Origin of the sequence: Streptomyces sp. SID13726 (genome assembly GCF_010548375.1) — a bacterium.
Taxonomy (GTDB): Bacteria; Actinomycetota; Actinomycetes; order Streptomycetales; family Streptomycetaceae; genus Streptomyces.
Map to the genome: position 1 here is coordinate 116,897 of NZ_JAAGLY010000017.1, position 26,681 is coordinate 143,577.

The window sequence follows — 26,681 nt, forward strand, 5'->3', positions numbered from 1 at the left end:
GTGTACAGCTGTGTCACGGCTGTGCAAGGCTCGGCCAACTCCCCAGCCCCGTCATCGAGTTGGAGGCGTGACCATGAGTGTTTCCCGCCGCACCCTGCTGGCCACGGCGACCGGTGCCGCCGTCGCCGGCGGTTCCGCGACACCCGCAGCGGCCGCACCCGACCCGCACGCCCTGCGCGCGGCGGCCGACTACGCCGTCGAGAAGCTCCGCACCGTCGCCCCGACCGTGACCGCCTTCCCCGTGGGCACCAGGTTCGAGAAGTGGACCTACTCGCAGAACGGCGACTGGGTCGGCGGCTTCTGGCCCGGCACCCTGTGGATGGCCTGGCTCCACACCGGGGACGACGCCTTCCGCACCTGGGCCCTCGACTCGGCGCGGAAACTGGCCCCGCGCCAGTACGACACCGGCACCCACGACCTCGGCTTCCTCTTCACCCCCTCCTGGGTCACCGCCTGGCGGCTGACCGGCGACGAGACCTGGCGGACCGGCGCGCTCCGGGCGGCCGACTCCCTCGTCCGGCGCTACAACCCGCGCGGACGCTTCATCCGGGCCTGGGGCGCGCTCGCCGATCCGAAGAACGCGGGCCGGGTGATCATCGACACGATGATGAACCTCGACCTGCTGGCCTTCGCGAGCCGGGAGACCGGCGACGCCAGGTATCTGGACATCGCCGTCGAGCACGCGAGGACCGCCCGGCGGGTCTTCCCGCGCCCCGACGGCTCGACCCCGCACGTCTACGACTTCGACCCGGACACCGGCGCCCCGATCGGCCCGGGCACCGTCCAGGGCTACAGCCCCGACTCCTGCTGGTCCCGCGGCCAGGCCTGGGGGATCTACGGCTTCACCACGATGTACCGGCGCACCGGCGAGCGGGAGTTCCTCGCCACCGCCCGCGGACTCGCCGACTTCGCGGTCCGGGCGCTCGGCCCGGACCACGTCCCGGTGTGGGACTACCGGGCACCGCAGCAGCCGTACGACATCAAGGACGCCTCCGCCGGAGCGATCATGGCCTGCGGCCTCCTCGACCTGGCCAGGGTCTCCGGCAGGGCCTCCTACCGCGAGGTGGCGCTGCGGCTGCTCACCGCCCTCGCGGAGACCTGCCTGACCCGGAACTCCGCCCGCGCCGAGGCGGTCGTCGCCCGCTGCACCCGCAACCGCCCGAACGAGGACGGCGTCGAGATCTCTCTCCCGTACGCCGACTACTACCTGCTCGAAGGCATCCTGCGGGTCCTGCGGCCCCACGACCTCGACCGGGCGATCGACCTGTCCTCGGTGGGCTGACAGGACCTTCGGCCGACAAGGGCCTCGGGTCGACCGGGGCCGGGCCGGTGGGCTGACCAGGGCTTCTCACCCCGCGATGGAGTCCAGCTGTTCCGCCGCCGGACGCAGCGCCCACAGGTCACCGCCGGGCGGCGCCTCCAGCGACGGAACGGCCCGCCGCGCCCGCACGTCACCCGCGTCCGCCGCCGCGTGCACGACATCGGTCGCCGCGTACCGCAGGAACTCCAGCTCCGGATGCGGCCAGGCGGCGGCCCCGGTCGCGGCGGGCAGCAGATAGTCCACCGCCTTGAACAGGCTCTGCCCGTCCGGCCCCCGGTACGCCCACAGGTCCACGCCGACGTGCCGTCCCACGGCCGCGAGCCGCGTGTAGGCGACCAGGTCGAAGGTCGAGTAGTGCCAGCTCCGGGTCCGGGTCAGCTCCTGGGGCTGGCTCCCGTCGGCCGCGATCTGCGGTGCGACGCGCTTGCCGCGGGCGTCCAGGACCGTCCGGCGCGCCAGGGCCCGGTCGCCGGTCGCGTAGGCGAGACCGGCGAGCAGCATGTCGTAGAACGTGCCGTGGTTGTTGGCCGCGGCGCCCTCCTGCTTGCCGAACTCGCCGTCCTTGAGCCAGCCGAGGAAGTCGGTGTTCCAACGGGCCATCTCGGTACGGTCCTTGCGACTCCAGCCCGGTGCCCCGGTCTCCAGCAGGGCGACGGCGTCGAGCACGCTGGTGTACGACTGCGAGAAGTCGATGATGCCGATGGCCCGGCCGTCGTACTTGCAGGGGATGAACTGCGCGTGGTTCAGGTTCGGGTTCATCCGCGTGGCTGGGTCGAGGAACCAGCTGCGCAGCACCTGCCCGGCCTTTCGGGCGTACCGCTTCTCGCCGGTGTAGTACCAGGCGAGCGATAGGTCGTAGGCCGAGTCGAAGGTCTTCTCCACGTCCTGGCGGTCGGTGCCGGAGTCGACCTCGGGATTGCGCTCGCCGTCCCGCTGCACGTACGGGCAGCCCCACGGGTTGTCGGCGGTCGGTGTCCGCGACGGCCACCAGTAGGGTGCCTGGCTGAGGTAGTCGTGGACGTCGCCGCCGGGAGCGGGCCGGGGCTTGTCGACCACCGTCCAGGGGCCCTGGTCCAGCCACTTGTCGGCGCGGGCCGTCAACTGCGCGACGGATCGCCGTAGTTGCCGGTCACCGTGGTCGAGGCGGACCTTCGTCTGCTGGAGGCGGACGCCGTCCAGGACCGCGGTGTGCGGGACGCGGGGCGGTGGGGCCTGCGCCACGGCGGGCGCGCCGACCCCGGTGGCGGCGAACGCGGCCAGGGCGGTCAGGAGCGTGCACAGGCGACGGCGTGCGCTCATCGGTCCACTCCGTTCGGGAAGGCGGCCCCGCGGACGATCCCGCGCTGGGCCTCGTGGAGGTTGCGCGGCCGCACCGCGCCCGGACTGCCGTACGACTCCAGCCGCGTGTGCAGATCGCCCGTGAAGTCCGGCACGTCGATCTGGTCGAACTCCCTGACCTCGTCGATGCCGACGGTCGCCGAGTACGGCGCCAGACCGTCGATCCGCACCAGCCCCGCCCGGCCGTTGGTGACCCGCACGTTCCAGTGCGTGAACCGCGCCCCGAACAGGGGACCCGCGCTCGCGTCACCGCCGTGCCGGCCGTTGTTGTTCAGGGTGATGTCGGTGCGGACATCGGCGAACGGCAGACCGCGATGGCTGTCGAAGGTGCCCATCCGCATGTCCCCGCGCGACCAGACGTTGTACGACGACAGCCCCTCCACGTTGATGCCGTGCAACTGGGTGCCCGCGGGCGCGGGGCGGGTGCGCTCCTCGATCGTGAAGTCCTGGACGAGGTTGTCGTGCGACCCCTCGCGGCAGAAGTAGGGGTGATGGGAACCGCGCCCCGCGACCCGTGTCCGGCGCAGCGTGCACGCGGAGGCGGCCACCAGCCCGAACCCGTTGTCGACATGACGGACCGTCACGTCGTCGACCCAGCAGTCGTAGGCGCACTGGAGCACGACACCGTTGTGCCCCTGGTCCAGCAGATGCGGCTGCTGCGGGGTCTCCACCGCCTCCAGGGTCAGCCCCTCGACACCCGAGCCGCTCAACTCGGGTACGTGCGTGGTCAGCAGCGGCCGCCACTCCGGACGCAGGTCCAGCGGGAGCGGACGCTCCAGGGTGACCTTGCGGCCGTGGACGCGGGCGATGCGGACGGGCCACTCGTAGGGGACGTACGACGTCAGCTTCGTCTTGTCGTCCCAGACGTAGGCCTCGGGTCCCGGACCGCCCCCGCACATGTGCTCCAGCAGGGTGTGCCCGGGGTCGTCGGAGAGCCGCAGCAGCACCAGCCTGCCCGGACGCAGCCGGGACGCGTCCGCGACCGTCACCGTCCAGGAGCCCTGCCGGGCCGGGGCGAGCGCCGTGAGCGTGCGCCATTCGTCCCGCCGGTTCCCCGTCCAGCCCTCGAACGGCCAGGCCCTCGCCCTGATCGCGGTGACCAGCGACTCCCAACGGGCCCTGGGCGCCGGCCAGATGAGCCCGCCCGCCCACGACCACGACGACTTGTCCCCGCCGTAGCGCGAGCCGTACACCCCGATCAGTTCGGTGAGGTTCTTCGTCGCGTACAGAGTCGTACGACCGCTGCCGGCGCCCCTCAGGACGACGTTCGAGCGGTCCACGCGCACGACGTCGTCGATGCGGAACGTGCCCGGCGGGAGGGTGACCGTGCCGCCGCCGGCCCTTCCGGCGGCGGCGATGGCACGGTTGATCGCGGGGGCGGAGTCGGTCGTGCCGTCCGCCACGGCGCCGAAGTCCCGTACGTCGGCCACGACCGGGCGGCGGGGGAAGCGCTCCGCCCCGCCGTGGCAGCCCGCCCGGCCGATGTACGGGATCTGCGGATGGGTGAAGGGAGTCCGGGTGAACTCCCGCCACAGCCGCGGGACTTCGGCCGCGTGCGCGGTCGGCGTGGCCATGGTGCCGGCCGCGACGGCGACCGCGCTTCCCAGCAGGGTCCGTCTGGTCATGGCGGTCACGGCGGTCGCGGCGGCCATGTCGGCCGTTGGGGTCATGCTCATGACATTCAGGGGTGCAGCGGTACCCGTGTGCGCATTGCTCATGTCCGTTCGCCCTTCCCATGCGGTTTCATGGATATGAACGACGTTCAGAAGTGCGTTGGCCGGTGAGCATGCCACGGGGTTCGTCAGCGCGAAAGAGGTTGTGCACGGGTTGATGGGCCACGTCCGTGAACAGGCACCAACGCCGAGCCCCGCCGACGAGGTGTCTGTCGGCGGGGCTCGGCGCTGGACGGGCCGGGGTCTAGCGTCGGACCTGGCCCACGGAGACGGTCCCGGTGATCTTCGATCCGGTGGTGTTGTCGTAGACGACGTCTCCGCCGGACTTCTTCCAGATCCTGATGCGGAACGTGTCCGGCTTGTCGGTGGCGGTGACGCGGAAGGCGTAGCCGCGGGTGCCGTTGACGGTGCCGGAGCCCTGGTACACGGCCTGGGAGCCGCTGACCACGAGCCAGTCGGAGCCGGTGGACCGGAACTTCAACTTGGCCGGGCCGAAGTCGAAGGTGACCTTGCCGACGGGTGCGGCGAGAGCCTTCGTGTAGAGGGCGGCGAAGGAGAAGGTGGCCTTTCCGGTGAGCTTCGGCTTGGCGGGACAGGCCCCGGCCGGGGAGGTGAGGAGCCCGGAACCGTTCGCGGGGCCCGCGGTGCGGTCGTAGACGATCAGCTCGGGCAGCGTCCTGCTGTCCGAGGCGCCGTCGTCGTCGGTGACGGTGACCACCGGGCGGCGGATACCGGCCTTGGTGTAGACGTGCTCGGCACGGCAGCCGGACGCGGTGACCTTCCCGGCGCGCGGTGCGCCGCCGTCCTTCCAGTCGACCACACAGGTGTGGGTGTCGCTGCTGCCCGGGTCGGTGAACTCGGCCGTGACGACCGTGCGCTTGCCGACCTGTACCGGGGACTGCGAGCCCTTGGCGGAGACGACGACCGGCGCCGCGTTGGCCACCTTCACCGTCACCGTGTCACTGCTGCGGCCACCGGTCAGGGTGAGCGTGTAGGTGCCGTTGTCCGTGCAGGTCACCGTCGTGGCGGCGGAGCCGGGGTCGGCGACGGTGCAGGGTGCTCCGGCCCCGACCTTCCACTTCGGGCTCCCCGCACCGGAGATCGTGCCCTTCAGCGCGATCGCGGCGCCTTCCTTGCCGCTGTTGTCCGGGCCGGCGTGCACGATGCTCACCGGGTCGATGCTCGTGAGGGTGGGCACGACCTTCTTGATCAGGCCGTTCGAGTCGAACTCCAGCTTGTCGACGGTCGTTTCACGGTGCATGCCGTCACCGCCGGGGATCGCGAACCGGTGGTAGGCGATGTACCAGTCGTCGGTGCCGGGCACCTGGACGATCGAGTGGTGGCCGGGACCCTTGATGCCGAGCGAGAGGTCCTTCTCCAGGATCACGCCCCGCTTGGTCCAGGGGCCGGTGGGGGAGGGGCCTGTGGCGTAGGCGACGCGGTAGTTCTCGTCGCGGGTGTCGTTCTCCGACCACGTCAGGTAGTAGGTGCCCTGCCGCTTGACGACGAAGGAGCCCTCGTTGTAGCCGCTGGGCGTGATGTCCTTCATCTTTGTGAGGTCGAGGGAGGTCATGTCGGCGTTCAGCGGGGCCACGTAGGCGTGTCCGTTGCCCCAGTAGAGGTACGACTGCCCGTCGTCGTCCGTGAACACCGCCGGGTCGATCATCTGGCCGCTGAACTGGCCCGCCTTGAGCAGCGGTTGACCCAGCGCGTCCTTGAACGGACCGGTCGGCGAGTCGGACACCGCGACACCGATGTTGGCGTCGGCGCAGAAGTAGAAGTAGTACTTCCCGTTCTTCTCCGCGATCGTCGGCGCCCAGGCCCTGCTGTCCGCCCACGAGATGTCCGGACCGAGGTCGAGGATGACCCCGTGGTCCTTCCAGTGGACCAGGTCGGTGGAGGAGTACGCCTTGAACTGCGTACCGCTCCAGCCCTCGAAGCCGTCGGTGGTCGGGTAGAGGTAGAAGGTGTCACCGAACCGCACGATGTTCGGGTCGGCGTTGAGCCCCGGCAGGACCGGGCTCCTCATGACGAGCGCCGACACCGTCCAGGTGCGCTTCTTCCCGTCCGAGCCGGTCACCTGGTACGTCACCGGCTTGCTGAAGTCCTGCACACTGCCGGAGGCGGGGCTGATCGCCGCTCCGTGCGCGAGCGTGAACTCCGGGGCCAGCACGGTGAGATCGGTGCCCTCCTTCATCGGCAGCGTGACCTTGCCGTCCGCGTCGTCGATGATCGCGTCGACCTTCAGCGCCGGGTGCGTCGCCTTCGCGATGCCCGCCGTGTTGCCGCTGAGCTCCATGACCTCCGCGGCCGTGAGGGCACGGTCGTAGATGCGGAAGTCGTCGACCTCGCCGGCGAAGGCAGGGTCGGCCGCGTACAGGGACTTGCCGATGTAGCCGCTGTAGTCCTTGTTCGCGTCGTACAGGTCGGACGGCTTGATCGTGGTCGTCGTCCGGGCCGCCTCGACCCCTTCGACGTACAGGACCATCGTCCCGGTCGCCCCGTCGAGGGTCACCGTGACGTGCCGCCACTCACCGGGCGTGAGCTGCGAGCCCGCCGTCAGCTTCGACTCCGCCGACCAACTCGCCTTCGTGATCGCCGAGTAGAGGCTGTTGCCGCCGTTGGAGGGCGTGGCGAACAGGTACTTGTCGCTGTCCGGGCCGAGCCCGAACAGCCACTGGAAGCTGCTCCCGCCCTTCCACTTCGCGTACGTCGACACGGTCACGCTGCCGGCGTCCTTCAGCACCCCGTTCGGGATCTTCACGTACGGCGACCCGGAGTCGCCGGACATCTCGAACGAGCCGTCCTCCACGCCGGTCCCGAAGGCGGGCGTACCGACGTACGTGCCGTGGTAGCCGTGGCCGCTGGAGTCGACCGCGATGTTGCCGGACTTCTCGTCGAAGCCGTAGTGCAGCAGCAGGTCGGCCGGGACGTCGGGGCCCTCCTCGTCCACGGTGACCTCGGCCTCGACCGGGATCGCGGCGCCGTCCGGCAGACTGCCGAGCACCGTGAAGGTGCCGGCCTGCGCGTACTTCGAGGCCGGGACCCTCTCCCAGGTGACGGCGACGGGACGCTTGACGCCGTCGGCATAAGTGGCGACGACGGTGGCCGGGAGGACCGGGGCCTCACCGATCCGCGTCTTCACCGAGATGCCCTCGACGCTCTCGACGAGCTGGTCCGGCTGGTAGGAGCGCAGGAGACGGTCGTACTCGGCCTGTGTGACCGGCAGGACCGTGCCGTGGCGGGGCTTCGCCGGAAGGTCGTAGTCGGCGACCGGCGTCCACTTCCCGGAGTCCAGGTCGGTCGTCTCGAACGGGATGTAGCCGCGCCCGCCGAACTCGTCGAGGAACGCGTACCACTTGTCCTCGGTGTTCGACTTGAACACCAACGGCCCCTCGGCCGCGTTCATCGCGCCCTTGCCGATGCCCTCGGCGACCGCCGTCCAGTTCCCGAGGATCGAGTCGCTCTTCTCCTCGAAGATGAACTTGCTGTTGGGCGTGGAGGAGGTGTTGTTCCGCTCGTCCTTCGACAGCCGGTAGTAGGTGCCGTCGTGCTGGATCATCGTGGAGTCGATGACCGAGTAGCCGCGGTCCACCCAGACCTTGGGCTCGCTGAACGTGTAGAAGTCGCGGGTGGTGGCGTACATCATGCGGTTGTACGTGTCGCCGGAGTGCGCCTCGTTGTCGTACAGCTTCGACGCCCAGAAGACCACGTACTCGCCGAGCTTGCTGTCGTAGTACGCCTCAGGCGCCCAGGTGTTGCCCGCGCTGTCCGGGGAGATCTTCACCAGGCGCTGGTTCGTCCAGTGGACCAGGTCGGTGGACTCCCACACCATGATGGACTTGCTGCCGCTGCGCTGGGAGGCGTCCCAGTCGCCGTTGCCGTAGATCCTCAGGTCGGTGGCGATCTGGTAGAACTTGTCGCCCTCGGGGGAGCGGATGATGAACGGGTCCCGCAGGCCCTTCTCGCCGAGCGTCGAGGTCAGGACCGGCTTTCCGTCGTTCAGCTCCCGCCACTTCAGCGGGTCGTCACCCTTGCTCAGCGCGGCGTAGAGCTGCTCGCCGTCCGAGGTGCCCTCGCCGGTGAAGTAGCTGAACATGTAGCCCTTGAGGGCCTGCTTCGCGGGGAGTTCGGGGACCTTCGCGGTCAGGACGCGGGTCGCCTTCGCCTCGCCCTTGGCGACGGTGGCGGTCAGCGCTACGGTGGCGGCGCCCTCGCCGTGCGCGGGGCGGTGGACCTTGCCGTCGTCCCCGACGACGTCCGCATTCGCGGAGGACCAGGTCACGGTGGTGCCGTAGTCGCCGGCCGCCGGGAGGGTGAGGTTGCCGCGGACGTCGTCGAGGTTGTGGACGGCGAGGCCCTGCGCGGCCTTCTCGGCGGCCGTGCGGTCGTCGAAGTCCGGCAGGACCGTGACGTCGAAGCGCTTGGTGTCGGTCACGGAACCCTTCTTCAGGGTCGCCGTGAGGGTGGCGTGGCCGTCCGGCGCGTCGGCGGCGGGGCGGGTCACCTTGCCGGTGTCGCTCACCACGTCGGCGTTGTCGCTGGCCCAGGTGAGGGCGGACCCGCCGGCCGTGCCGGTCTTCGGCAGGTCCAGGTCGGCGGTCACCCCGCTGGTGTCGCCGAGGCTCAGCGCGGCCTTGTCGTCGCTGACACCCTGCGTGGCGACGGGGAGGGAGAGCTGCCCGACCTCGCCGGCGTCCAGCGCGCGGTCGTAGACCCGGAAGTCACGGATGCGGCCCTTGAAGAGCTTGTCGCCCGAGTAGACCGACTTGCCGATGTAGTTGGCGGTGGTGGAGCCCGAGCCGATGGCGCCCGGTGTGATGGTGACCGCCGTGTTGCGGCCGACCTCGACGCCGTCCTCGTACAACACACCCGTGTTGCCGGTCTGGGTGTAGGTCAGCTGCTTCCACACCCCGCGGGTCAGGTTGTGCGAGTCGGCGGGCTTGGTGGTCTGCTCCGTCGACCAGTTGCCGGTCGCGATCGAGGTGCGCAGGGAGTTGCCGGTGGCGAACAGGTAGCCGTTGCCGTTGCCCCCGCTGGAGTTGCCGAAGCCGTAGACGAAGTACGGGGTGGTCTGGGCGGGGTCGAGCAGCACGTCCGTGGAGACGGTGATCGAGTCCATGCCCTTCATGACGTCGTCGGGCACCTTGACATAGGTGTCGGAGCCGTTGAAGGCGAGCCCCTGCCCGGAGTCCGACCAGTCGGCGGTCCCGTTCACCGTGCCGGTCCGGTCGTGGCCGGAGGCGTCGGTGACGGTGCTGCCGGAGGCGGCGTCGAGCTTGTACCAGAGGGCCAGTCCATCGGTGACGTCCGCGGTGTCCGCCGCCTGGGCGGGGAGCATGGGCGCGGCTAGGCCCAGGAGCAGTGACGCGGCGGTCAGACCGGCGAGGCGGCCCGCCCTGCGTCTCGCGCGGGTGCGCGGACGTGCGATGTACGTCATGTGGTGTCCCTGCTGAGGCGTGGCGGGGCCTCGGCCGTGGGCACCCTGCCGTGTCGGCTGTGTGACGTCGTGTTGCGAGAGTGTCAACTGGCTTGTACCGGGGCGTCAAGAGGTTTCGAACAATGTCCGACAGGCCGAACATGCTGGTCCCGGGCGCGTCAACGCTCGCGGGCCCGTGCCGGGTTGAAGCCGCCGCATGGCTCGACGAGTCGGGGGCATTCGGGTGGTACACAGCGTGACGGCCCTCGTCACGGGAAGCCATCTGAAGGGATGGGCAACATGCTCGCCATCATCTCCGCGGTCCTGTTCTTCATCTCCTTCCTCATCAACGCGGCGGACATCTCGACCAACGACACGTTCACCTCGACGAACATCATGCTGCTCGGCCTGATGGTGCTCGCCCTCCATGTGGCAGGCGTCGGCAGCGGCTGGAACGTGCGCGGCCGCCGGTGACGAGGCTCCTCAGACGCGGGGCAGCCCCCACCGGGGAGCCTCCGCGTTCGGGCGCACCGGCCCGACGGTCAGGTCGGGCCGGTCGCCCCTGGCGGTGATCAGCGCCGACTCGCCCTTGCGCAGGGTGACCTGGACGGCACCGTCACCGGCGTCCCGGTGGTGCAGCGGGCGGCCCCGTCCGTCCCGTACCTCGACGGGCCCCGCGATCCCGTGCCGTACGACGCAGGGCGCGCCCGCCTCGCTGACCAGGCGGACCCAGCGGGTGGTGCCGCGCCTGCGGACCGCGCTGAGCAGGAAGGCCCCCTGGGTGCGGAAATCGTGTACGACCAGGTCCGCCCAGGCGGCGGGCAGCGCCGGGAAGACCCTGATGACCCCGCCCCACGACTGGCACACCATGTCGTGCAGCGACTGGGCCGCCGACAGGGGCGTCTCGATGACCGGCCCCGACTCCTGGTACATCGTGTTGGGCTGGATGAACCGGGTCATGAGTTCGCCCAGGTACTGGAGGGCGTCCTCACCCTTGCCGAGGAGCGCCGACATGGAGGCGGCCCCCGTGAAGGTGTAGCCCTGGAGGGCGCCCTCGAAGCCCACCCAGTGTGCCAACGACCGTTCGATCAGGGCCCGTTCGTCGGGCGTGCGGCCGGTCACCTCGTACAGCGGATACACCGCGAGCAGGTGCGAGTAGTGGCGGTGCGACTTCGCGAAGGGGATGTCCGCGCCGATCATGAAGCCGTCGGCGTCGGTCGGGTACGGCACCCGCTTCGCCAGCACCTCGCGCCAGCGCGGCGCCGACGGGTCCCTGATGCCGAGGAGTTCGGCGGATTCGAGCAGGGTGCGGCAGCCCCAGGTCAGGAGCATCAGGTCGTAGTTGCAGTCGCGTGAGTCGCCTCCGTACTCCGGTGAGAAGGTGGCGGGCAGATGCAGTCTGCCGTCCGGGCCGGGCTCCAGGAAGTGCAGGTAGTAGTTGACCGCCTTGCGCAGGAGCGGGAACAGGACGTCCCGGAGGATCGACTTGTCCATGGTGTGCCGGTAGCTGAGCCAGACGTTGTGCAACGCCCAGGTCAGATTGCCGACTTCGGGGGTCGGCGGGTCCTGCCCCGGGATGCCGACGCCGTACCCCATGAGGGTGCTCGCCGCGCCGTTGACCAGCTGGGGATCGGTGGTGCGGGGGATGCCCAGTGAGTCGCCCCGGTAGGGCGCGGGCGTCTCCTGGGCGAGGTTGTCCCGGAACTCGCTCAACGCCCGGGTGATCGCGTCGAGTTCGAGGTGGTTGGAGCCGTGGATGAGCCAGTACTCCAGCTGGGCGTTGAGGTTCCACCAGGTGTTGGGCCAGGGCGTGGGCTCCAGCCAGGGGCCGCTCGTCGCCATCACGGGGGCGTCGCGGCGGGCGGCGGAGGCGGTCTTGTACAGCTGGATCCAGTAGAAGCGCTGGATACGGGCGTCGGGCAGGGACAGGAAGCTCTTTCGGTAGAAGGCGTGCCACCATGCGCGGTGGTCCACCGCCAGGGCCGAGTACGGCAGTTGTGCCACGGCCCGGACCGACTTCAGGGCCCTGCCCAGGGCCGTCGACCTCGGGTACGAGTGAGCGACGTGCGCATACAGCGTCCGCGTCCGGCCCCGCGACCGCTCCCGCCATGCCGTGACGTGCTGCCCGCCCGACAGGAGCGGCTGCACGGCGGCCGTGGTCCCGTCGTGGTCGGCGACCTGCGCGGGCGGGTTGCCCCGGTAGCCGTCCGGCAGCGGTTTGAACGCGGCTCGCGGGCTGATCGCGTCGGCCGGATGGAACACCCAGCGGAAGCCGCGCTCGCCCTCGCTCGCGGTGACCTCCACGGCGAGCACCGAGCGGTCGTTGTGGACCAGCGCGCGCAGGGCGAGGGTGCCCTTCTCGGTGGTGAGCGTGCCGGTCAACTCGGCGTCGTGCAGCGACAGTCGCCAGTCGACGCCGGTGATCGCGCCCACCGGCTCCAGGGTGAAGTACCCGATCGGAAGCCGGGCGAGCCCGAACAGTGAGCCGAACTCCGGGCGGTGGTCCTGCACTTCGGAGTGCTGCACATTGAAGCGCACGGCCGTCGTCGTCGCGCCCGGCTCGGCGTAGATCCCGGAGCCGAGGAAGCCGTTGCCGAGGAACGGGCCTTCGTACCAGGCCGTCGGCATCCGCTGCCAGACCAGGTCGGCGTCGTCGAGAACGGTCCGCCAGGGGTCGCCGCCGGGTTCGCGGGGCTCGGCCGCCGCTGACTGCGTCGGCAGACCCGAGGTCAGGAGTGCGCCTCCCACGGCTGTTCCGGTCGAGAGGACGGTACGTCTGGACGGATCGGGCAGGGCGGGAGAGGGCACGGTGCCTCCAGGCGGGCTCGTCGATTCATCGGAGCTATCCCGCGATGCAACTTAGGGAAGTGGAGTGGGGGCGTCAATGAAAAGGGATAGATCCGATGTGTAGGCGTCGAGTCGGTCGCGGTGAACGCGGCAGAGCCCGACGCGCTCAGTCGCCCCGCATCCCGGCCCGAATCCCGCCCCCGCGTCCCACCGCGCATCCCGCCCCGCTTCAGGCCCGCACCCGGCCCGGCACCCCACCTCGCATCCAGGCCCGCGTCCCGAACGAGGCGCACGCCCGTGACGCCACCTCGGCCGCACCCCGCAGCGCCTCGGCGAAGTCCTCCGACGTCAACGGGCCCTGGGGCGCGAGCAGATGGGTGAGCGCCCCGTGCAGCACATCACCCGCGCCCAGCGTGTCCGCCACCCGCACGGAAGGCACCTCCACCGTGCCGCCGCCGTCGGGCCCCGCCCACACGAGAGGCCGCCCGCCACGGCTGACCGCCGACCACCCGACCCCGTGGTCCGCGAGGAGCCCCAGGACCTCCGCCGGCGTACTCGTCCCGGGCGGCCGGAAGTCGGCGGAGCACACGGCCACGTCGACCGACTCCAGCAGTTTCTCCGTTCCGGGCTTCCAGCTGCCCCCGTCCAGGACGGTCCGGCGCCCGGCGGCACAGGCGGACCGTGCGGTGGCGATCGCCAACTCCATGTGGTGGCCGTCGAACTCGACGATGTCGCACTCCGCCACCCGCGCGTCGAGATCCTCGGGCGGGGCGAGCCGGTGCCCCGTCGCGTTGGTCGAGGCGACCGCGCGGTCCCCGGTGGACGCGGTGACCAGGACGGACGACACAGCGGGCGGATCGACCGAGTCGGCCGCCAGATCCACCACGGTCACCCCGAAGGCCTCCAGGTCCGCCGTGACCGCGAGCCCGAGGGGATGCGAGCCGATCGCCGTGAGCAGGGTGGCCGCGCCGCCCAGGTGCGCGAAGGCGACCGCCGCGTTCGCCGCCGGACCGCCCGCGGCCACTACCTGCTCACGAGCCGTCAGCTTCTCGTCGGAGCCCGGCACCCGGTCCACGAGCTGGATGACGTCCAGTGTGCACAGGCCGACGAACAGCCCCCTGGAACGTCGGCTGTCCGTCGGCCTGCGCACACCGCCACCTCTTCCCGTCAGCGGCCTCAGCCCGCCGCCCTCTTCACCAGCTCGCCGATCCGGGCCTCGTCGGCGCCGGTCAGCCTCGTCAGCGCGAACGCCGTGGGCCACATGGTGCCCTCGTCCAGGCGCGCGATGTCGTTGAAACCGAAGGTCGCGTACCGGGCGTTGAACTTCTGCGCGCTCTGGAAGAAGCACACGACCTTGCCGTCCTTGGCGTACGCGGGCATCCCGTACCAGAGCTTCGGCGCGAGTTCCGGCGCGCTCGCCCTGACCAGCGCGTGGATCCGCTCGGCCATCTCGCGGTCCGCGTCCTGCATCTCGGCGATCTTCTCCACCACGGCGGCTTCGTCCGCCGCCGCCTTGTCGGCCCGCGAGCCGCGCCGCGCGGAGGCCCTGACCTCCTTGGCGCGCTCCTTCATCGCGGCGCGCTCCTCGTCCGTGAACGTCTCGACCGTCGTCGTGCTCTTCGTGCTCCGCCGGGTGGTGCTCATGGTGATTCCTCCAGGTCTACGGGCTGCCGGGCGAGCGTTACGTGCCGCGTCCCCCGCCTCATCCCCAGGCGCCGGCGATCTGCCGGGTCGTGGCGTTGAGCCGGTTGAACAGGTTGGTCACGCCGATCATCAGGACGATCGCGGCGAGCTGCTTCTCGTCGAAGTAGGTGGCGGCGGTGTCCCAGATCTCGTCGTTCACCGCGTCGGGCCGGTCGGCGAGGCGCGTCGCGGCCTCCGCCAGCGCGAGCGCGGCCCGCTCCTCCTCGCTGAAGTACGGCGCCTCCCGCCACGCGGCGACCGTGGCCAGCCGCACGTCGTCCACACCGGACTTGCGGGCCGTCCTGGCACCGCCGTCGACACAGGCGCTGCACCCGTTGATCTGGCTGACCCGCAGATGCACCAGCTCCAGCGTCTGCCCGTCGACCCCGCCGGTGTGCACGGTCTTCATGAGCTGCTGGATGGGCTGCATCGCGTCGGACAGGACGACGGCGGGGTTCTGCATACGGGACTGCATCTCGGTTCGCTCCTCTGCGGGTCCGTGCCCCGTTCTCCCGGGGCGTGACTCCATGACAGCCCGGCCCGCTCGCCCCGGCCACGGCGATGGGACACCATGGGACAGCGGCAACGGCCTTGACCAGCGACGACCCGCCCGGAAAGACTTCTGCCGAGGCGGGACGGGGAAGGCGGGGGACGCACGATGGACGGGTACGAACGGACGGCGACGGCCGATCCGCAGCAGGAACTGGCGGCCCGGCTGCGGCTGCTCCAGGAGCTGTCCGGACTCGGTGTCCGGGCCCTCGCCAAGGACACCGGCCTCAGCTCCTCCTCGCTGTCCCGCTACCTCAACGGACAGACCGCGCCGCCGTGGCCCGCCGTGGTCGCCCTGTGCCGCCTGGTCAAGCGCGACCCCCGGCCCCTGCGCCCGCTGTGGGAGCGGACCTCGAGCCCGTTGCCCGCGCCCCCGAGGAGCAGCCGCCAGGTCAGGCCCACGCCCCGCAACGACCTGCCGCGCGACGCCGCCGACTTCACCGGACGCGTGGACGCGCTCGCCGCCGTGCTCGCCGCGATCGACAGCCACCGGGCGGTCTCCGTCGACGGCATGGCCGGCGTCGGCAAGACCTGCCTCGCGGTGCACGCGGCCCACCGGCTCGCCGTGGCATTCCCGGACGCCCAGCTCTACGTGGACCTGCACGGGTTCACCGAGGGGCGGCCCCCGCTCGACCCCGACTCCGCGCTGCGCATGCTGCTCGGCGCGCTCGACGTCCCCTCCGAGCGGGTCCCGCGGGAGGGCCTCGAACAGCTCGCCGCCTGCTGGCGCTCGGAACTGGCCCGCCGCCGGGTCGTCGTGGTCCTCGACAACGCCGCCGACGCCGACCAGGTCCGCCCGCTGCTGCCCGGCGCCGGTCCCTCCGTCGCCCTGATCACCAGCCGCAACCGGCTGCTCGGCCTGGACGAGGTGCCCCCCGTCTCGCTCGACGTGCTCGACCCGCGGGACAGCGCCGAACTCCTGGCCCGCGCGAGCGGCGACACCGGCCCCGACGGCAGACTCGCCCGCGACCCCGAGGCCGCCGCCGAGGTGCTCCGCCTGTGCGGCCGGCTGCCGCTGGCGCTGCGGCTGGCCGGAGCCAGGCTGCGGCACCGGCCGGGCTGGACCGCGGGCATCCTCGTCGAGCGCATGTCCCAGGGCGCGAGCGAACTCGACGCCGTGTTCGACGCGGCCCTCGCCATGTCGCTGCGTCAGCTCGACCGCACCCAGGCCCGCCTGTTCCGCCTGCTGGGCCTGCTGCCCGGCGAGTCCTTCGACGAGTACGTGGCCGCCGCCCTCGCGGACGTCCCGCTCGGCAGCGCCCGGTCGACGCTGGAGGACCTGCTCGACGCCCACCTCGTCCAGCAGCCCACGGCCGGCCGCTACCGCCTCCACGACCTGGTGCACCAGCACGCCCGCCGGGCCACCGCAGAACAGGACCCGGCCACCGAGCGGGAGCGGGCCCTGACCCGCGTCCTCGACTACTACGTCCACGCGGCGGCCGCCGCCGACGCCGCGATGCCGTTCGTCGCCCCCGGCCGGGCCGCCGCCGCCGCCCCCCCCCCGCCCGCCCTGCCGCCCTTCCCCGACCGGAACGCTGCCTTCGCCTGGCTCGTCACCGAGTACGGCAACCTCATCGCCGCCTTCGAGACGGCCGCCGCCCTCGGCGCCGACACCCACGTGAGCGAACTCCCGCGCTTCCTGCGCTCCTACTTCGCCCGCCGCTGCGGCACGACCCATCTCAACGTCCTGTTCGAGCGGTCGCTCGCCGCCGCCGAACGCCTGGGCGACCCGCTCCGACTGGCCGAGGCACACAGCGATCTGGGCTTCGCGCGCTACAACGCGGGCCGGATGCCCGAGGCGGCCACCGCGTACGACGCCGCCGCGATCCGGATCTCCGAGACCGGGGACACCCGGGCCGAGGCCGAACTCACCCTGCGCCGCGGCTACCTCAGCTGGGACGCGGGACACGTCGAGGAACCCCTGGAACTCTTCGGCCTGGCCGGGAAGCTGTACGAGCGGGCCGGCTGCCCGACGGGCGCGGCCCACGCCGCCGCCTCGGAGGCCTGGGCGCTGCTGCAACTCGGACAGCGCCAGGAAGCGGCGCGACGGGCCCGCGAGGTGCTGGACACGCCCCACACCGACCCCGCGTGGCCACCCGCGTTCACCGCCCGGATCACCCTCGGCGTGGCCATGGCCCTCGACGAACCCGACGAGGCGGCGCGGCACCTGCACCGGGCGCTGGAGTCCGCCCGTGACGACGGACACCTCCACAACCAGGCGTGGTGCCTCAACTGCCTGGGCGTCGCCCTGCGCCAGACGGGCCGTCACGAGGAGGCCCTGGCCGCCCACCGCGAGGCGTTCGCCCTCCTCGACGAGCTGTTCGAGGAACACTGGAAGATCCACTTCATCGACGGCTACGCCGAGACCTGCCGCCTCGCCGGCCTGCCCGACCAGGCCCTGCGACTGCACCGCCAGGCCCTCGAACTGGCCCCGAGGCTCGGCAACCGGCCCGCGGAGGCGCTCGCCCACGAAGGCATCGCGGCCCTGCTGGACGCCACGGACCCGGCCGCTGCCGCCGAACACCGCGCGGCGGCGCAGGACCTGCGCAGGGGACCGGACGCGGGCCCGGGTCACTTCCAGTCGTAGGCGTACGCCGCCACCCAGGTGATGTCGAGCTGGGCACTGCTGCCCGGGGCCGCCCCGGGACCCTCCAGCGCGCTCTCGTTCTGGAGCACCCAGGACAGCGGACGGTCCGGCACGCTCCGGGTGTCCTGCCCCGTCTCCCGGCCGTCGACGAAGAACCGCACACGACCCGGCGTCCACTCGGTGGACACGGTGTGCCACTCGGTCCAGTCGTCGCTGCCCTCGTAGGAGCCCTGCTCCCCGCCTCCGCAGGGATGGTGGAAGGCCATCAGGGCACCGGTCCACTCACCCTCGGGATGGTCCATCTCGCAGCCCCCGCCGTAGTGCAGCCACGCGGACTTGTAACCGGGCGCCAGCTTCGTCACTTTGATGCGCGCGCTGTACTTGCCGTACTTCATCTGCATCACCGCACGCGGCACCACCGCGGCGGCGTGCACGGGACCGCCGTCGGCGGGCCGCCACATCCGTACGGTCATCCGCCCGTCGCCGTCCGCGGCGGGACCGACGCTCACGGTGTCCTCCGGGTGGTAGACCCCGACCACGTCCCGGCCCCGGCTGTTCGCGGTGTCGGGCCAACCGGTCGGATAGGCCCACCAGTTGTCGCGGTACTCGCCCTTCAGACCGCCGCAGTAGGCGCCGGACGTGTCGACCTGGTGCTCGCAGTCGCTGAACGACCCCAGCGGCACCCGGTCGCCGTTGAAGTCCTCGGCGAGCACCTGCCAGAACGGCCCGCAGTCACCGCGCGGCAGCCGCGTGCCCGTGCCGTGGCAGGCGTCGGCCGCGGCGGGCGCGCCGTCGGCCCGGGGGAGACCCAGCAGACCGCTCGCCAGGAGCAGGAGGCTCGCGGACATCACCAGGACGCGCCTGTCGTGGTGCGGCGCTGCGTGTGACCCCATCGCGAGGCTCCTTCGGGCTCAGCGGCCGGGCAAACATCCTCGCCCGCCCGCCCGCGCGACGCCATCCCCGCGGCCGGCGCACTTCAGAACTCGCTGTCGATGCCGGTCACGATCGCCGCGCCCAACGGGGCCTCGTCCTCGCCGAGCCCGCTGTCCCGCAGCGCCTGGGCGACCAGCCGTACCGCCTCGGCCTCGGCGCCCGACCGGTCGGCCGCCTCGACCTCGACACGGGCGGCGAACATCCCGCCCTCGTCCACCGTCAGCAGACTCAGCTCCTCGCTCTCGCCCAGGTCCGTGTTCCGTGGGTCCCGTGGCCGCAGCCTCCGTCCGACGTCCGAGCACACGCTCTCGGAGACACCCCGGACGAAGGTGCCGGGCACGGTGATGACGTACGTGGACACGACGCTCCCTTCCGCGCCCCTCGCGGGACGCAATGGCGTACCCGTACGCCTACCCGGTCCACCGCCACTTGTGCCGCGTGTGCCCCGGCATGATCACGCCCGTCCCGGGTAGACGCGGCCAGGACCAGCACACTTCCGGGAGGAACCGACGATGACCACCGACCTGCGGAGCACGGCGTGAGGACGCACCGCTGAACGGGCACAGAACCGCGGCACGACGCTCCGACCATGCCCCTGCGGCATCGGTGAGGTCCGGTGGCGGACGAGAGGTACGGGGTGGGAAGGGCGGGACCATGGTGATGTCGGGGACCGGCGCCGCCGAGTTGATGTCCACGACGGAAACCGGTGCCGAGACGGCGTGGGAGCAGTGGGCGCCGTCGGTGCTGCTCGTGGAGGACGACCCCGGCGACGCGGTGCTCGTGGAGGAACTGGTCGCCGACGGCACGCTGAAGATGCGGCTGCGCTGGGCGCGGTCCATGACCGAGGCCGCCGAGGTCCTCGCCGACGAGGTGCCCGACTGCGTCCTGCTCGACCTGCACCTGCCGGACGCGCACGGGCTGGAGGCGGTCTCCCTCGTGCAGGGACTCGCCGACCAGGTCGCCGTTGTGGTCCTCACCGGGCTCGCCGAGGAACAGACCGGCCTCGCCGCGGTCGCCGCGGGCGCCCAGGACTACCTGGTCAAGGGGCGGGTGGAACCGGAGCTGTTCGGACGGGCGGTGCGCTACGCGATCCAGCGCAAGCAGACCGAGCAGGCCGCCGTCGCCCTCCAGGCCGGTGCGCTCCAGGCCCAGGAGAACGCCCGCCTGGAACGAGGACTGCTGCCCCGCCCCCTGCTGCGCGGCGAGGGCGTCCGAGTGGTGGCCCGCTACCGGCCAGGACGCGCCCAGACCCTGCTGGGCGGCGACTTCTACGACATCGTGCAGAGCGCCGACGGCACCGTCCACGCCCTCGTCGGCGACGTCTCCGGGCACGGCCCCGACGAGGCGGCCCTGGGCGTCGCCCTGCGCATCGCCTGGCGCACCCTCGTCCTCAGCGGCATCACCGGCGCCGAACAGATGGGCCGGCTGGAGGAGTTGCTGATGGCCGAGCGGGCCCGCGACGAGGTCTTCGCCACCCTCGTCAGCCTGGCCGCCGTACCCGGAGAACAGCGGGCCGGTGTCGTACGGGCCGGTCATCACGGGCTGATCCAGCGCACCGGACCGGACGTGGAGTGGGTGGAGGTGCCCGGCGGACCGGCCCTCGGCATGGTCCCCGGCGGCGCCCAGTGGCCCACCGCGGAACTGCCGGTCCCGACGGGGTCGTCGGTCGTGCTCTTCACCGACGGCCTGTTCGAGGGGCACGTCGGCCGCGGCACCGAACGCCTCGGCGAGGAAGGGCTGCTGGGCCTCGCCCGCGAAGGCGCCGGCCTGGACGCGGAGGCCTTCGTCGACCGGCTGATCGGCAGGGCCGAGAGCCTCGCCGAGGCCCGCGGCGGCCTGGCCGACGATGTGGCCGTCGTCCATCTGAACTGGAACTGAGCGAACGGTGGGACATGTGACAGGCGCGGCACGGATCGCACGCCGGCTGACGGTGCAGGGCTGGTTCTACCTGGTGCTGGCGGTCATGACACTGCTGGTCCTGTTCGGCAGCGTGGTCGGCGCGAACCTGCTGCACCGGACGGCACAGGTCAGCGACCGGCTGCTGCTGGGCGTCCAGCCCGCCCAGACCGAGGCGTACCGCCTCCAGGCGGCGCTCGTCGACCAGGAGACCGGCATCCGCGGCTACGCCATCACCGCCGACCGGCAGTTTCTCACCCCGTACACCGAGGGCAAGCGGGACGAGGCGAACTCGGCCGCGAGACTGCGCGCGTTCCTCGGCGACCGCCCCGAACTGCTCGCGGACCTCGACGCGATCGAGACCCAGGCCGCCGACTGGCGCCGCACCTACGCCGAACCGCTCACCGCCTCGGTCACCCCCGGCAGCCCAGAGCCGCTGGGCCGGCTCAAGGCGGACACGGGCAAGAAGGAGTTCGACCGGCTGCGCACCCTGTGGACCCGACAGAACACCGAGCTGACCGAGGCGGTCCAGGACGGCAGGGCCCGGCTGGAGCACGAACGGACCGTGCGCGACTCGGTCCTGGGCGGCATGGTCGCCGCCTTCCTGCTCGCCGGCATCGTCTGCGCCGTCCTCGTCCGGGTGCTGGTGACCCGCCCCCTGGAGGCCCTGCGCACGGCGTCCAACCGGGTCGCGGGCGGCGACTTCGCGTACGTCATCACCGGCGGCGGTCCGGCCGACCTGACCGCGCTCGCCCGCGACGTCGAAGGCATGCGCAGGCGCGTGGTGGCCGAACTGCGGGCCTCGCAGGACCAGGAGGGCATGCTGACCCGGCAGGCCGCCGATCTGGACGCCCAGGCCGTGGAGCTGCGCCGCTCCAACGCCGAACTCGAACAGTTCGCCTATGTCGCCTCCCACGACCTCCAGGAACCGCTGCGCAAGGTCGCCTCGTTCTGCCAGCTGCTGGAGAAGCGCTACGGCGACACGCTCGACGACCGCGCACGCCAGTACATCGACTTCGCCGTCGACGGGGCCCGGCGCATGCAGGTCCTCATCAACGACCTGCTGACCTTCTCCCGGGTCGGCCGCGTCAACGACACCCGGGTGCCGGTCGGCCTCGGGAAGACGCTCGACAAGGCCCTGGCCAACCTCGGCACGGCCGTCGAGGAGTCCGGCGCCCGCGTCGACCGCCCCGAGCACCTGCCCGAGGTCGTCGGCGACCCCACCCTGCTGGCGATGCTGTGGCAGAACCTGGTGGGCAACGCCCTCAAGTTCCGCGACCCCGACCGCGTCCCGCACGTGTCCATCACCTGCGGCACGGACCCTGACGACCCCGACAGCCTGCTGGTGTCCGTCGAGGACAACGGCATCGGCATCGGCGAGCAGTTCACGGAGAAGGTCTTCATCATCTTCCAGCGGCTGCACAGCCGGGACGCCTACGGCGGTACCGGCATCGGCCTGGCGCTGTGCAAGAAGATCGTGGAACAGCACGGTGGCAGGATCTGGATCGACACCGACCACACGGACGGCACGCGCATCCGCTTCACCCTCCCGTCCCCCACAGAGAACCCGGAGGCGTCCGGAATCGACACCGAGGAAAAGGCCCTGACATGACCACCCCAGCCGCGAGCCCCATCGACGTGCTCCTCGTCGAGGACGACCCCGGCGACGAGCTGATGACCCGTGAGGCGTTCGAGGACAACAAGATCGGCAACACGCTGCACGTCGTCCGCGACGGCGAGGAGGCACTGGACTTCCTCTACCGTCGCGGCGACCACACCGAGGCGCCCCGGCCCGATCTGATCCTGCTCGACCTGAACCTGCCCAAGTACGACGGCCGTCAGGTCCTGGAGAAGATCAAGTCCGACCCGGAGCTGTCGCACATCCCCGTGGTCGTCCTCACCACCTCGGCGGCCGAGGAGGACATCCTGCGCAGCTACAAACTGCACGCCAACGCGTATGTCACCAAGCCGGTGGACCTGGACCAGTTCATCGCCGCGGTCCGCCAGATCGACGACTTCTTCGTCCAGGTGGTCCGGCTGCCGCGCCACGGGATCTGACTCCCGCCCCTTCTTCCAGGGCTCAGTAGAACTCCGGTTCTACTGAGCCCTTTTTGTTCGAACATCCAAAGTTGCCGCGTGGTGGGTTACTGATCGCTCCGCACACTGGTAGGAAACATTACTAACAATCAGGTCTGGACCAACTCCCCACCCCCCACCTCCCTTTGGAGTCTCCGTGGAACCTGAAGCAGTGACCCCTGCCGCCCACACGTCCCGTCGCACCGTCCTCGCCCTGATGGGAGCGGTGGCCTGCGTCGGCATCACCGGCCTCCCACGGGCCGAGGCGGCGCCCGCGGCCTCGACGACCCCGCGAAGAAGGAGATCGCCATGAAGCTGGTGTCGAGCGCGGAGAACTCCTCGCTCGACTGGAAGGCGCAGTACCAGTACATCGAGGACATCGGAGACGGCCGCGGCTACACCGCCGGCATCATCGGCTTCTGCTCCGGCACCGGGGACATGCTCGACCTCGTCGAGCTCTACGCCGACCGCAAGCCCGGCAACGTCCTCGCCAAGTACCTGCCCGCCCTGCGCCGCGTCGACGGCACCGACTCGCACTCCGGCCTCGACCCGAACTTCCCCGGCGACTGGCGCAAGGCCGCCCGGGACACCGCGTTCCAGCAGGCCCAGAACGACGAGCGCGACCGCGTCTACTTCAACCCCGCCGTCCGGCAGGGCAAGGCGGACGGCCTGCGCACACTCGGCCAGTTCACCTACTACGACGCCATCGTCATGCACGGCGACGGCGGCGACCCGACCAGTTTCGGCAGCATCCGCAAGCGCGCCCTGCGCCAGGCCAAGCCCCCGGCCCAGGGCGGCGACGAGACGACGTACCTCAACGCCTTCCTCGACGCGCGGGTGTGGGCGATGAAACAGGAGGAGGCGCACAGCGACACCAGCCGGGTCGACACCGAGCAACGCGTCTTCCTGCGCAAGGGAAACCTCGACCTGAACCCGCCGCTGGACTGGAAGGTCTACGGCGACAGTTACCACATCGGCTGACCTGGTCCCCGGGGCGGTCCGGTGCTCCCCGGCACCGGGCCGCCCGCCGGAACGTTCGACGGAGCGTGTTTGCCGACGGAGCGAGCGGTAACGCGATGTCCATGAGTGAATCGAACGAGCAGACGAACCAAGATTCCGTGCCCGCGCGGGCCGCGGCGTCCAAGGCCCGGCGCACCACGGCGAAGGCCACCGCCCCCGCGACCAAGGCGGCGGACAAGGCCGCCGGCAAGACGGACCACGTCGCGTCGGCCGGCAAGGACGCGGCGCAGCGCACGGCGGAGGCGAGCAGCGGAGCCGCGCACACCGCGGCCAGGAGTGTCGAGGCCGGACGTCAGACCGTCATCGCCGCCTCCGGACAGGCCGCGGCCGTCGCCAAGACCGCCTGGACCGTCATCGCCCAGCGCAAGCTCATCGCCGCGGGCGTGGGCGCGGGCCTCACCGCGCTGACCGCGACGTCGTACGCCGTCGGCCGCCGCGCGGGGCGCCACACGCACGGCCCCCTCACCCGCATGACCGGCGGTCGGTTCTGACGACGAGGCCCACCGCGCCGGGCCGACGGCGCGTCACCGGCCCTGCGACAACAGGTCGCTGAGCCGCGTACCCGCCGCCCAGCGGCGCAGGGCGGAGCCGTCGAGCAGCCGGATCGACTCCTCCCGCCGCGCCCACCGGACGTCACGGGCGGTGAAGGCACCGCGATGCACGATCAGGCGCAGATGCGACTCCTGACGACCGCGGTGCAGCCGGGGATGCGGCAGATCCTCGTCGGGCAGGGGCTCCGCCACCGGCCGGAAGGCCACGTCGATCCGGTGACCGGCTGCGTCCCGGGCACACAGTCGCGGCCGGTCCGGAGCGGGCAGCAACCGCACCCGCCACCCGTCCCGGCGCAGCATCCGCGCCACCGCCAACGCCAGTCCCTGGGTGTCGAGTTCGAACAGCTCGTCCGGGGTGTAGTAGCCGAGCCGCCGGCGCGCGCCGGGACGCCCGTGGCGAATCCCGGCCAGGACGAGCACGGCCAGGAACGCGATCCCCGCGACGGGTACGACGACGCCGGCGGCCCGGTACCCCGCGGCGAGCAGGGCGGCCACCGCGCACACGGCCGCCACCACGCCGGTGAACGCCGGGAGCACGTCACGCAGCCTGGGCCCGTAGCGCCCCTGGGCCCGCAGCTCACGCACGACGCGCCGCCTGCGCGACCGGCGCGACGGGAGGAAGCCGGACGTCCCCGATAGGCGTGCCACAGCGCGAGCCCTCCCCATGCCGCCTGTCTCCACCCGTAGTTCCACGGATACCCAGCGCGCCGCCAAGTCCCTTGAGAACAGCGGGGATTCGGCCAGAAAGCCCCCGGCGCACAGGAGCGCCAGGGGCGCGCGTCGGAAGAAATCCGCCTCCCGGGACACGGGCCGGGAGCAGGCCGGAACCGGCGGGACCGCCCCGCCGGACACCGCGACCACCCACTTGACCTGGGTACCCCGCCGCACCCGCCCGCTGGCGCGCGCCGCCCCCGGTTTCGGGGACAGGATTCGAGGGCGAGGCTGGATTCGTCCGTCCCGGGGCACTCGGGAAGGGCAGCGAGAAGCACCGAACGACCATGCCGTCGGCCGACAGGCCCGGCGGCCGACCGCCGAGGAGAGGAAGACATGGCAGGGCCGGAGGACACGGAAACCCCCGGGAGACGAACCCCGGAAGCGTCCACGACGGCGCTCACCGGGGCGCTGGACGCCATCGGGACCGCCGGATACGTCGTGGACGAGGAAGGCCACGTCATCGCCGTGAACGCCCGCGCCGAAGAGCTGCTGCTGCGCCCCGCCGCGGAGCTGCTCGGCCGCGACGCGCACGACCTGCTGCACCGCGACAGCCACGGCCACCCCCTGCCGAGAAGCCGGTGCAGCATGCGCCAGGCCTTCCACGACGGGCGCACCGCCCAGGGCGAGGAGGACTACTTCGAGTGCGGGGACGGCTCCTTGCTGCCCGTCTCCTGGCTGATCACGCCGTACGACGTGGGAGGCGGCGAAACCGGCACGCTCGTGCTCGTGCACGCCCGGCAGCCGCACGCGACCGCACAGCGGACGGCGATGTGGACCGGGCCGCTGCCGGAGCTCGAACGGCTGGCCCTGCTCGCCGAGACCACCACCCAGCTGGCCTCGACCCTCGACGTCGAGGAGGCGCTGAGCCGGCTGGTCTCACTGGTCGTGCCCCGGCTCGCCGACTGGGTGGTCGTCGACCTGATCACCGAGCGTGACGAGGTGTGGCGGGCCGCTGTGGTGCACGCGGAGGGCGACGCCCTGGTGCGCCACGAGGATCTCCAGGGGCCCATGCCCCCGGTACCCGAGGAGTCGCCGATGCCCCTGTCCAGGGCCCTGCGCGGAGTCGCCTCCACGCTGGCCGGACCGCGGACCTACCAGCGGGAACCCGACTCGGGCATCGCGGTCGAGCAGCGGCGCCTCTTCGAGGCCACCGGCATCAGCTCCGCCGCCATCGCCCCCATCCGCAGCCCGCGCGCGGTCCTGGGCGCCCTGACCGTGGGCCGCTCCGGGGAGCCGGGCGAGTTCACCACCGCCGACCTTCCGCTGATCGAGGACATCGCGCGCCGCGCGGGCCTGGCCCTGGACAACGCCCGCCTCTACCAGCGCCAGCGCAAGGTCGCCGAGACCATGCAGAACCACCTGCTGCCCCAGCTGCCCGGAGTGCCGGATCTGCAGATGACGGCCCGCTACCTGCCCGCGCCGGACGCCTCACAGGTCGGCGGCGACTGGTACGACGCCTTCTCCCTGTCCGACGGCGCCACCGCACTGGCGGTCGGCGACGTCGTCGGCCACGACCTGGAGGCCGCGGCCGGCATGGCCCAGGTGCGCAACATGCTGCGCGCCTACGCCTGGGCCCATCAGGAGCCCCCGAGCCGGATCGTCGACCGGCTCGACGAGGCCGTCATGCACATCACCGACGTCACCATGGCCACCCTGATCCTGGCCCGCATCGAGGCGGACGAGGCCGGAGACTGGCAGCTGTCCTGGACCAACGCCGGCCACCCGCCACCGCTGCTGATCAGCCGCGACGGCCTCGCCCACTACCTCACCGACGGCCACGGCCTGCTCCTGGGCACCGGAGTGCGCAGACCCCGCACCGACGCGACCGCGCCGCTGCCGCCCGGCTCGACCCTGGTGCTGTACACCGACGGCCTGATCGAGGCGCCCGGACACAGCCTCGACGACGGCCTCCAGCGGCTGCGCCGGCACGCCGCCGCCCTCGCCCACCGGCCCCTGGCGTCCTTCACCGACCAGTTGCTGCGCCGGGTCAGGCCCGACGCCAACGACGACGACGTCGCCCTCCTCGCGGTGCGGGTGCCGACCCGGACCTGACCCGGGCGGGCCGTGCGGGACCGTGATAGACAACGCCCGTGACGGTACGGCTGTTCGTGCCCGCCCCGGGCCATCGCCCCAT

Annotated in this window: 18 protein-coding genes and 1 pseudogene; 9 read left to right on the forward strand and 10 right to left on the reverse strand. The window is 71.7% G+C overall.

The annotated features are described in order from the left end of the window. The first annotated feature begins 73 nt into the window (after positions 1 to 73). A complete protein-coding gene (locus G3I78_RS34180; RefSeq protein ID WP_164431868.1) occupies positions 74 to 1,282 on the forward strand; it encodes a glycoside hydrolase family 88 protein in 1,209 nt (402 codons plus the stop codon). 66 nt (positions 1,283 to 1,348) lie between these two features. On the opposite strand, the gene G3I78_RS34185 is transcribed toward G3I78_RS34180, so the two are convergent. The 3 genes from G3I78_RS34185 to G3I78_RS34195 form a co-directional block, all read right to left on the reverse strand. After that, on the reverse strand, positions 1,349 to 2,620 hold the full coding sequence (locus tag G3I78_RS34185; RefSeq protein WP_164431870.1) for an alginate lyase family protein: 1,272 nt from the start codon (positions 2,618 to 2,620) through the stop codon (positions 1,349 to 1,351). Continuing rightward, a complete protein-coding gene (locus G3I78_RS34190) occupies positions 2,617 to 4,335 on the reverse strand; it encodes a glycosyl hydrolase family 28-related protein (RefSeq protein ID WP_343243926.1) in 1,719 nt (572 codons plus the stop codon). Before G3I78_RS34190 ends, G3I78_RS34185 begins: the two co-directional genes overlap by 4 nt. Before the next feature lie 241 nt (positions 4,336 to 4,576). After that, positions 4,577 to 9,772, reverse strand: a complete 5,196-nt coding sequence (locus G3I78_RS34195; RefSeq protein ID WP_164431872.1) for a family 43 glycosylhydrolase — start codon at positions 9,770 to 9,772, stop codon at positions 4,577 to 4,579. Positions 9,773 to 10,051: 279 nt separating this feature from the next. On the opposite strand from G3I78_RS34195, the gene G3I78_RS51320 reads away from it, so the two are divergent. Then, positions 10,052 to 10,225, forward strand: a complete 174-nt coding sequence (locus tag G3I78_RS51320) for a hypothetical protein (RefSeq protein ID WP_203615882.1) — start codon at positions 10,052 to 10,054, stop codon at positions 10,223 to 10,225. Between the two features lie 9 nt (positions 10,226 to 10,234). Here the strand turns inward: G3I78_RS51320 and G3I78_RS34200 are convergent, their stop codons facing one another. The 4 genes from G3I78_RS34200 to G3I78_RS34215 form a co-directional block, all read right to left on the reverse strand. Further along, on the reverse strand, positions 10,235 to 12,559 hold the full coding sequence (locus tag G3I78_RS34200; RefSeq protein WP_164431874.1) for a Tat pathway signal sequence domain protein: 2,325 nt from the start codon (positions 12,557 to 12,559) through the stop codon (positions 10,235 to 10,237). Between the two features lie 208 nt (positions 12,560 to 12,767). Further along, complete coding sequence (locus tag G3I78_RS34205) at positions 12,768 to 13,688, reverse strand: PfkB family carbohydrate kinase (protein WP_164431876.1); 921 nt, start codon at positions 13,686 to 13,688, stop codon at positions 12,768 to 12,770. A 26-nt stretch (positions 13,689 to 13,714) separates the two neighbouring features. Beyond that, positions 13,715 to 14,182 carry a DUF1801 domain-containing protein gene (locus tag G3I78_RS34210; RefSeq protein ID WP_164431878.1) on the reverse strand — a complete coding sequence of 156 codons (468 nt, stop codon included), beginning with the start codon at positions 14,180 to 14,182 and terminating at the stop codon, positions 13,715 to 13,717. A gap of 58 nt (positions 14,183 to 14,240) precedes the next feature. Further along, positions 14,241 to 14,696, reverse strand: a complete 456-nt coding sequence (locus tag G3I78_RS34215) for a carboxymuconolactone decarboxylase family protein (protein ID WP_164431880.1) — start codon at positions 14,694 to 14,696, stop codon at positions 14,241 to 14,243. 183 nt (positions 14,697 to 14,879) lie between these two features. Here G3I78_RS34215 and G3I78_RS34220 point away from each other — a divergent pair, with 183 nt between their 5' ends. Then, complete coding sequence (locus G3I78_RS34220; RefSeq protein WP_164431882.1) at positions 14,880 to 17,357, forward strand: XRE family transcriptional regulator; 2,478 nt, start codon at positions 14,880 to 14,882, stop codon at positions 17,355 to 17,357. Here G3I78_RS34220 and G3I78_RS34225 read toward each other — a convergent pair. Beyond that, positions 17,342 to 18,250: a glycoside hydrolase family 16 protein gene (locus G3I78_RS34225; protein ID WP_164431885.1), complete on the reverse strand. Its 909-nt coding sequence runs from the start codon at positions 18,248 to 18,250 to the stop codon at positions 17,342 to 17,344. The genes G3I78_RS34220 and G3I78_RS34225 overlap by 16 nt on opposite strands. Positions 18,251 to 18,333: 83 nt before the next feature. Then, on the reverse strand, positions 18,334 to 18,651 hold the full coding sequence (locus G3I78_RS34230) for a hypothetical protein (RefSeq protein WP_164431887.1): 318 nt from the start codon (positions 18,649 to 18,651) through the stop codon (positions 18,334 to 18,336). 293 nt (positions 18,652 to 18,944) lie between these two features. On the opposite strand from G3I78_RS34230, the gene G3I78_RS34235 reads away from it, so the two are divergent. The 5 genes and pseudogenes from G3I78_RS34235 (at position 18,945) to G3I78_RS34255 (ending at position 23,773) form a co-directional block, all read left to right on the forward strand. Next, complete coding sequence (locus tag G3I78_RS34235; RefSeq protein ID WP_164431889.1) at positions 18,945 to 20,168, forward strand: fused response regulator/phosphatase; 1,224 nt, start codon at positions 18,945 to 18,947, stop codon at positions 20,166 to 20,168. A gap of 85 nt (positions 20,169 to 20,253) precedes the next feature. Beyond that, positions 20,254 to 21,798 (forward strand): sensor histidine kinase, encoded by a 1,545-nt coding sequence (locus tag G3I78_RS34240; protein WP_203615911.1) that lies wholly within the window; start codon positions 20,254 to 20,256, stop codon positions 21,796 to 21,798. Further along, positions 21,795 to 22,244 (forward strand): response regulator, encoded by a 450-nt coding sequence (locus G3I78_RS34245; protein ID WP_164431891.1) that lies wholly within the window; start codon positions 21,795 to 21,797, stop codon positions 22,242 to 22,244. Before G3I78_RS34240 ends, G3I78_RS34245 begins: the two co-directional genes overlap by 4 nt. A gap of 235 nt (positions 22,245 to 22,479) precedes the next feature. Further along, positions 22,480 to 23,243: pseudogene (locus G3I78_RS34250) on the forward strand (chitosanase). A gap of 95 nt (positions 23,244 to 23,338) precedes the next feature. Continuing rightward, entirely contained in the window at positions 23,339 to 23,773 is a 435-nt protein-coding gene (locus G3I78_RS34255; RefSeq protein WP_203615884.1) for a hypothetical protein, read from the forward strand. A gap of 33 nt (positions 23,774 to 23,806) precedes the next feature. On the opposite strand, the gene G3I78_RS34260 is transcribed toward G3I78_RS34255, so the two are convergent. Further along, complete coding sequence (locus tag G3I78_RS34260) at positions 23,807 to 24,418, reverse strand: hypothetical protein (protein ID WP_343243927.1); 612 nt, start codon at positions 24,416 to 24,418, stop codon at positions 23,807 to 23,809. A gap of 462 nt (positions 24,419 to 24,880) precedes the next feature. Here G3I78_RS34260 and G3I78_RS34265 point away from each other — a divergent pair, with 462 nt between their 5' ends. Next, positions 24,881 to 26,599 (forward strand): SpoIIE family protein phosphatase, encoded by a 1,719-nt coding sequence (locus G3I78_RS34265; RefSeq protein ID WP_164431899.1) that lies wholly within the window; start codon positions 24,881 to 24,883, stop codon positions 26,597 to 26,599. The last annotated feature ends 82 nt before the right edge of the window (positions 26,600 to 26,681 follow it).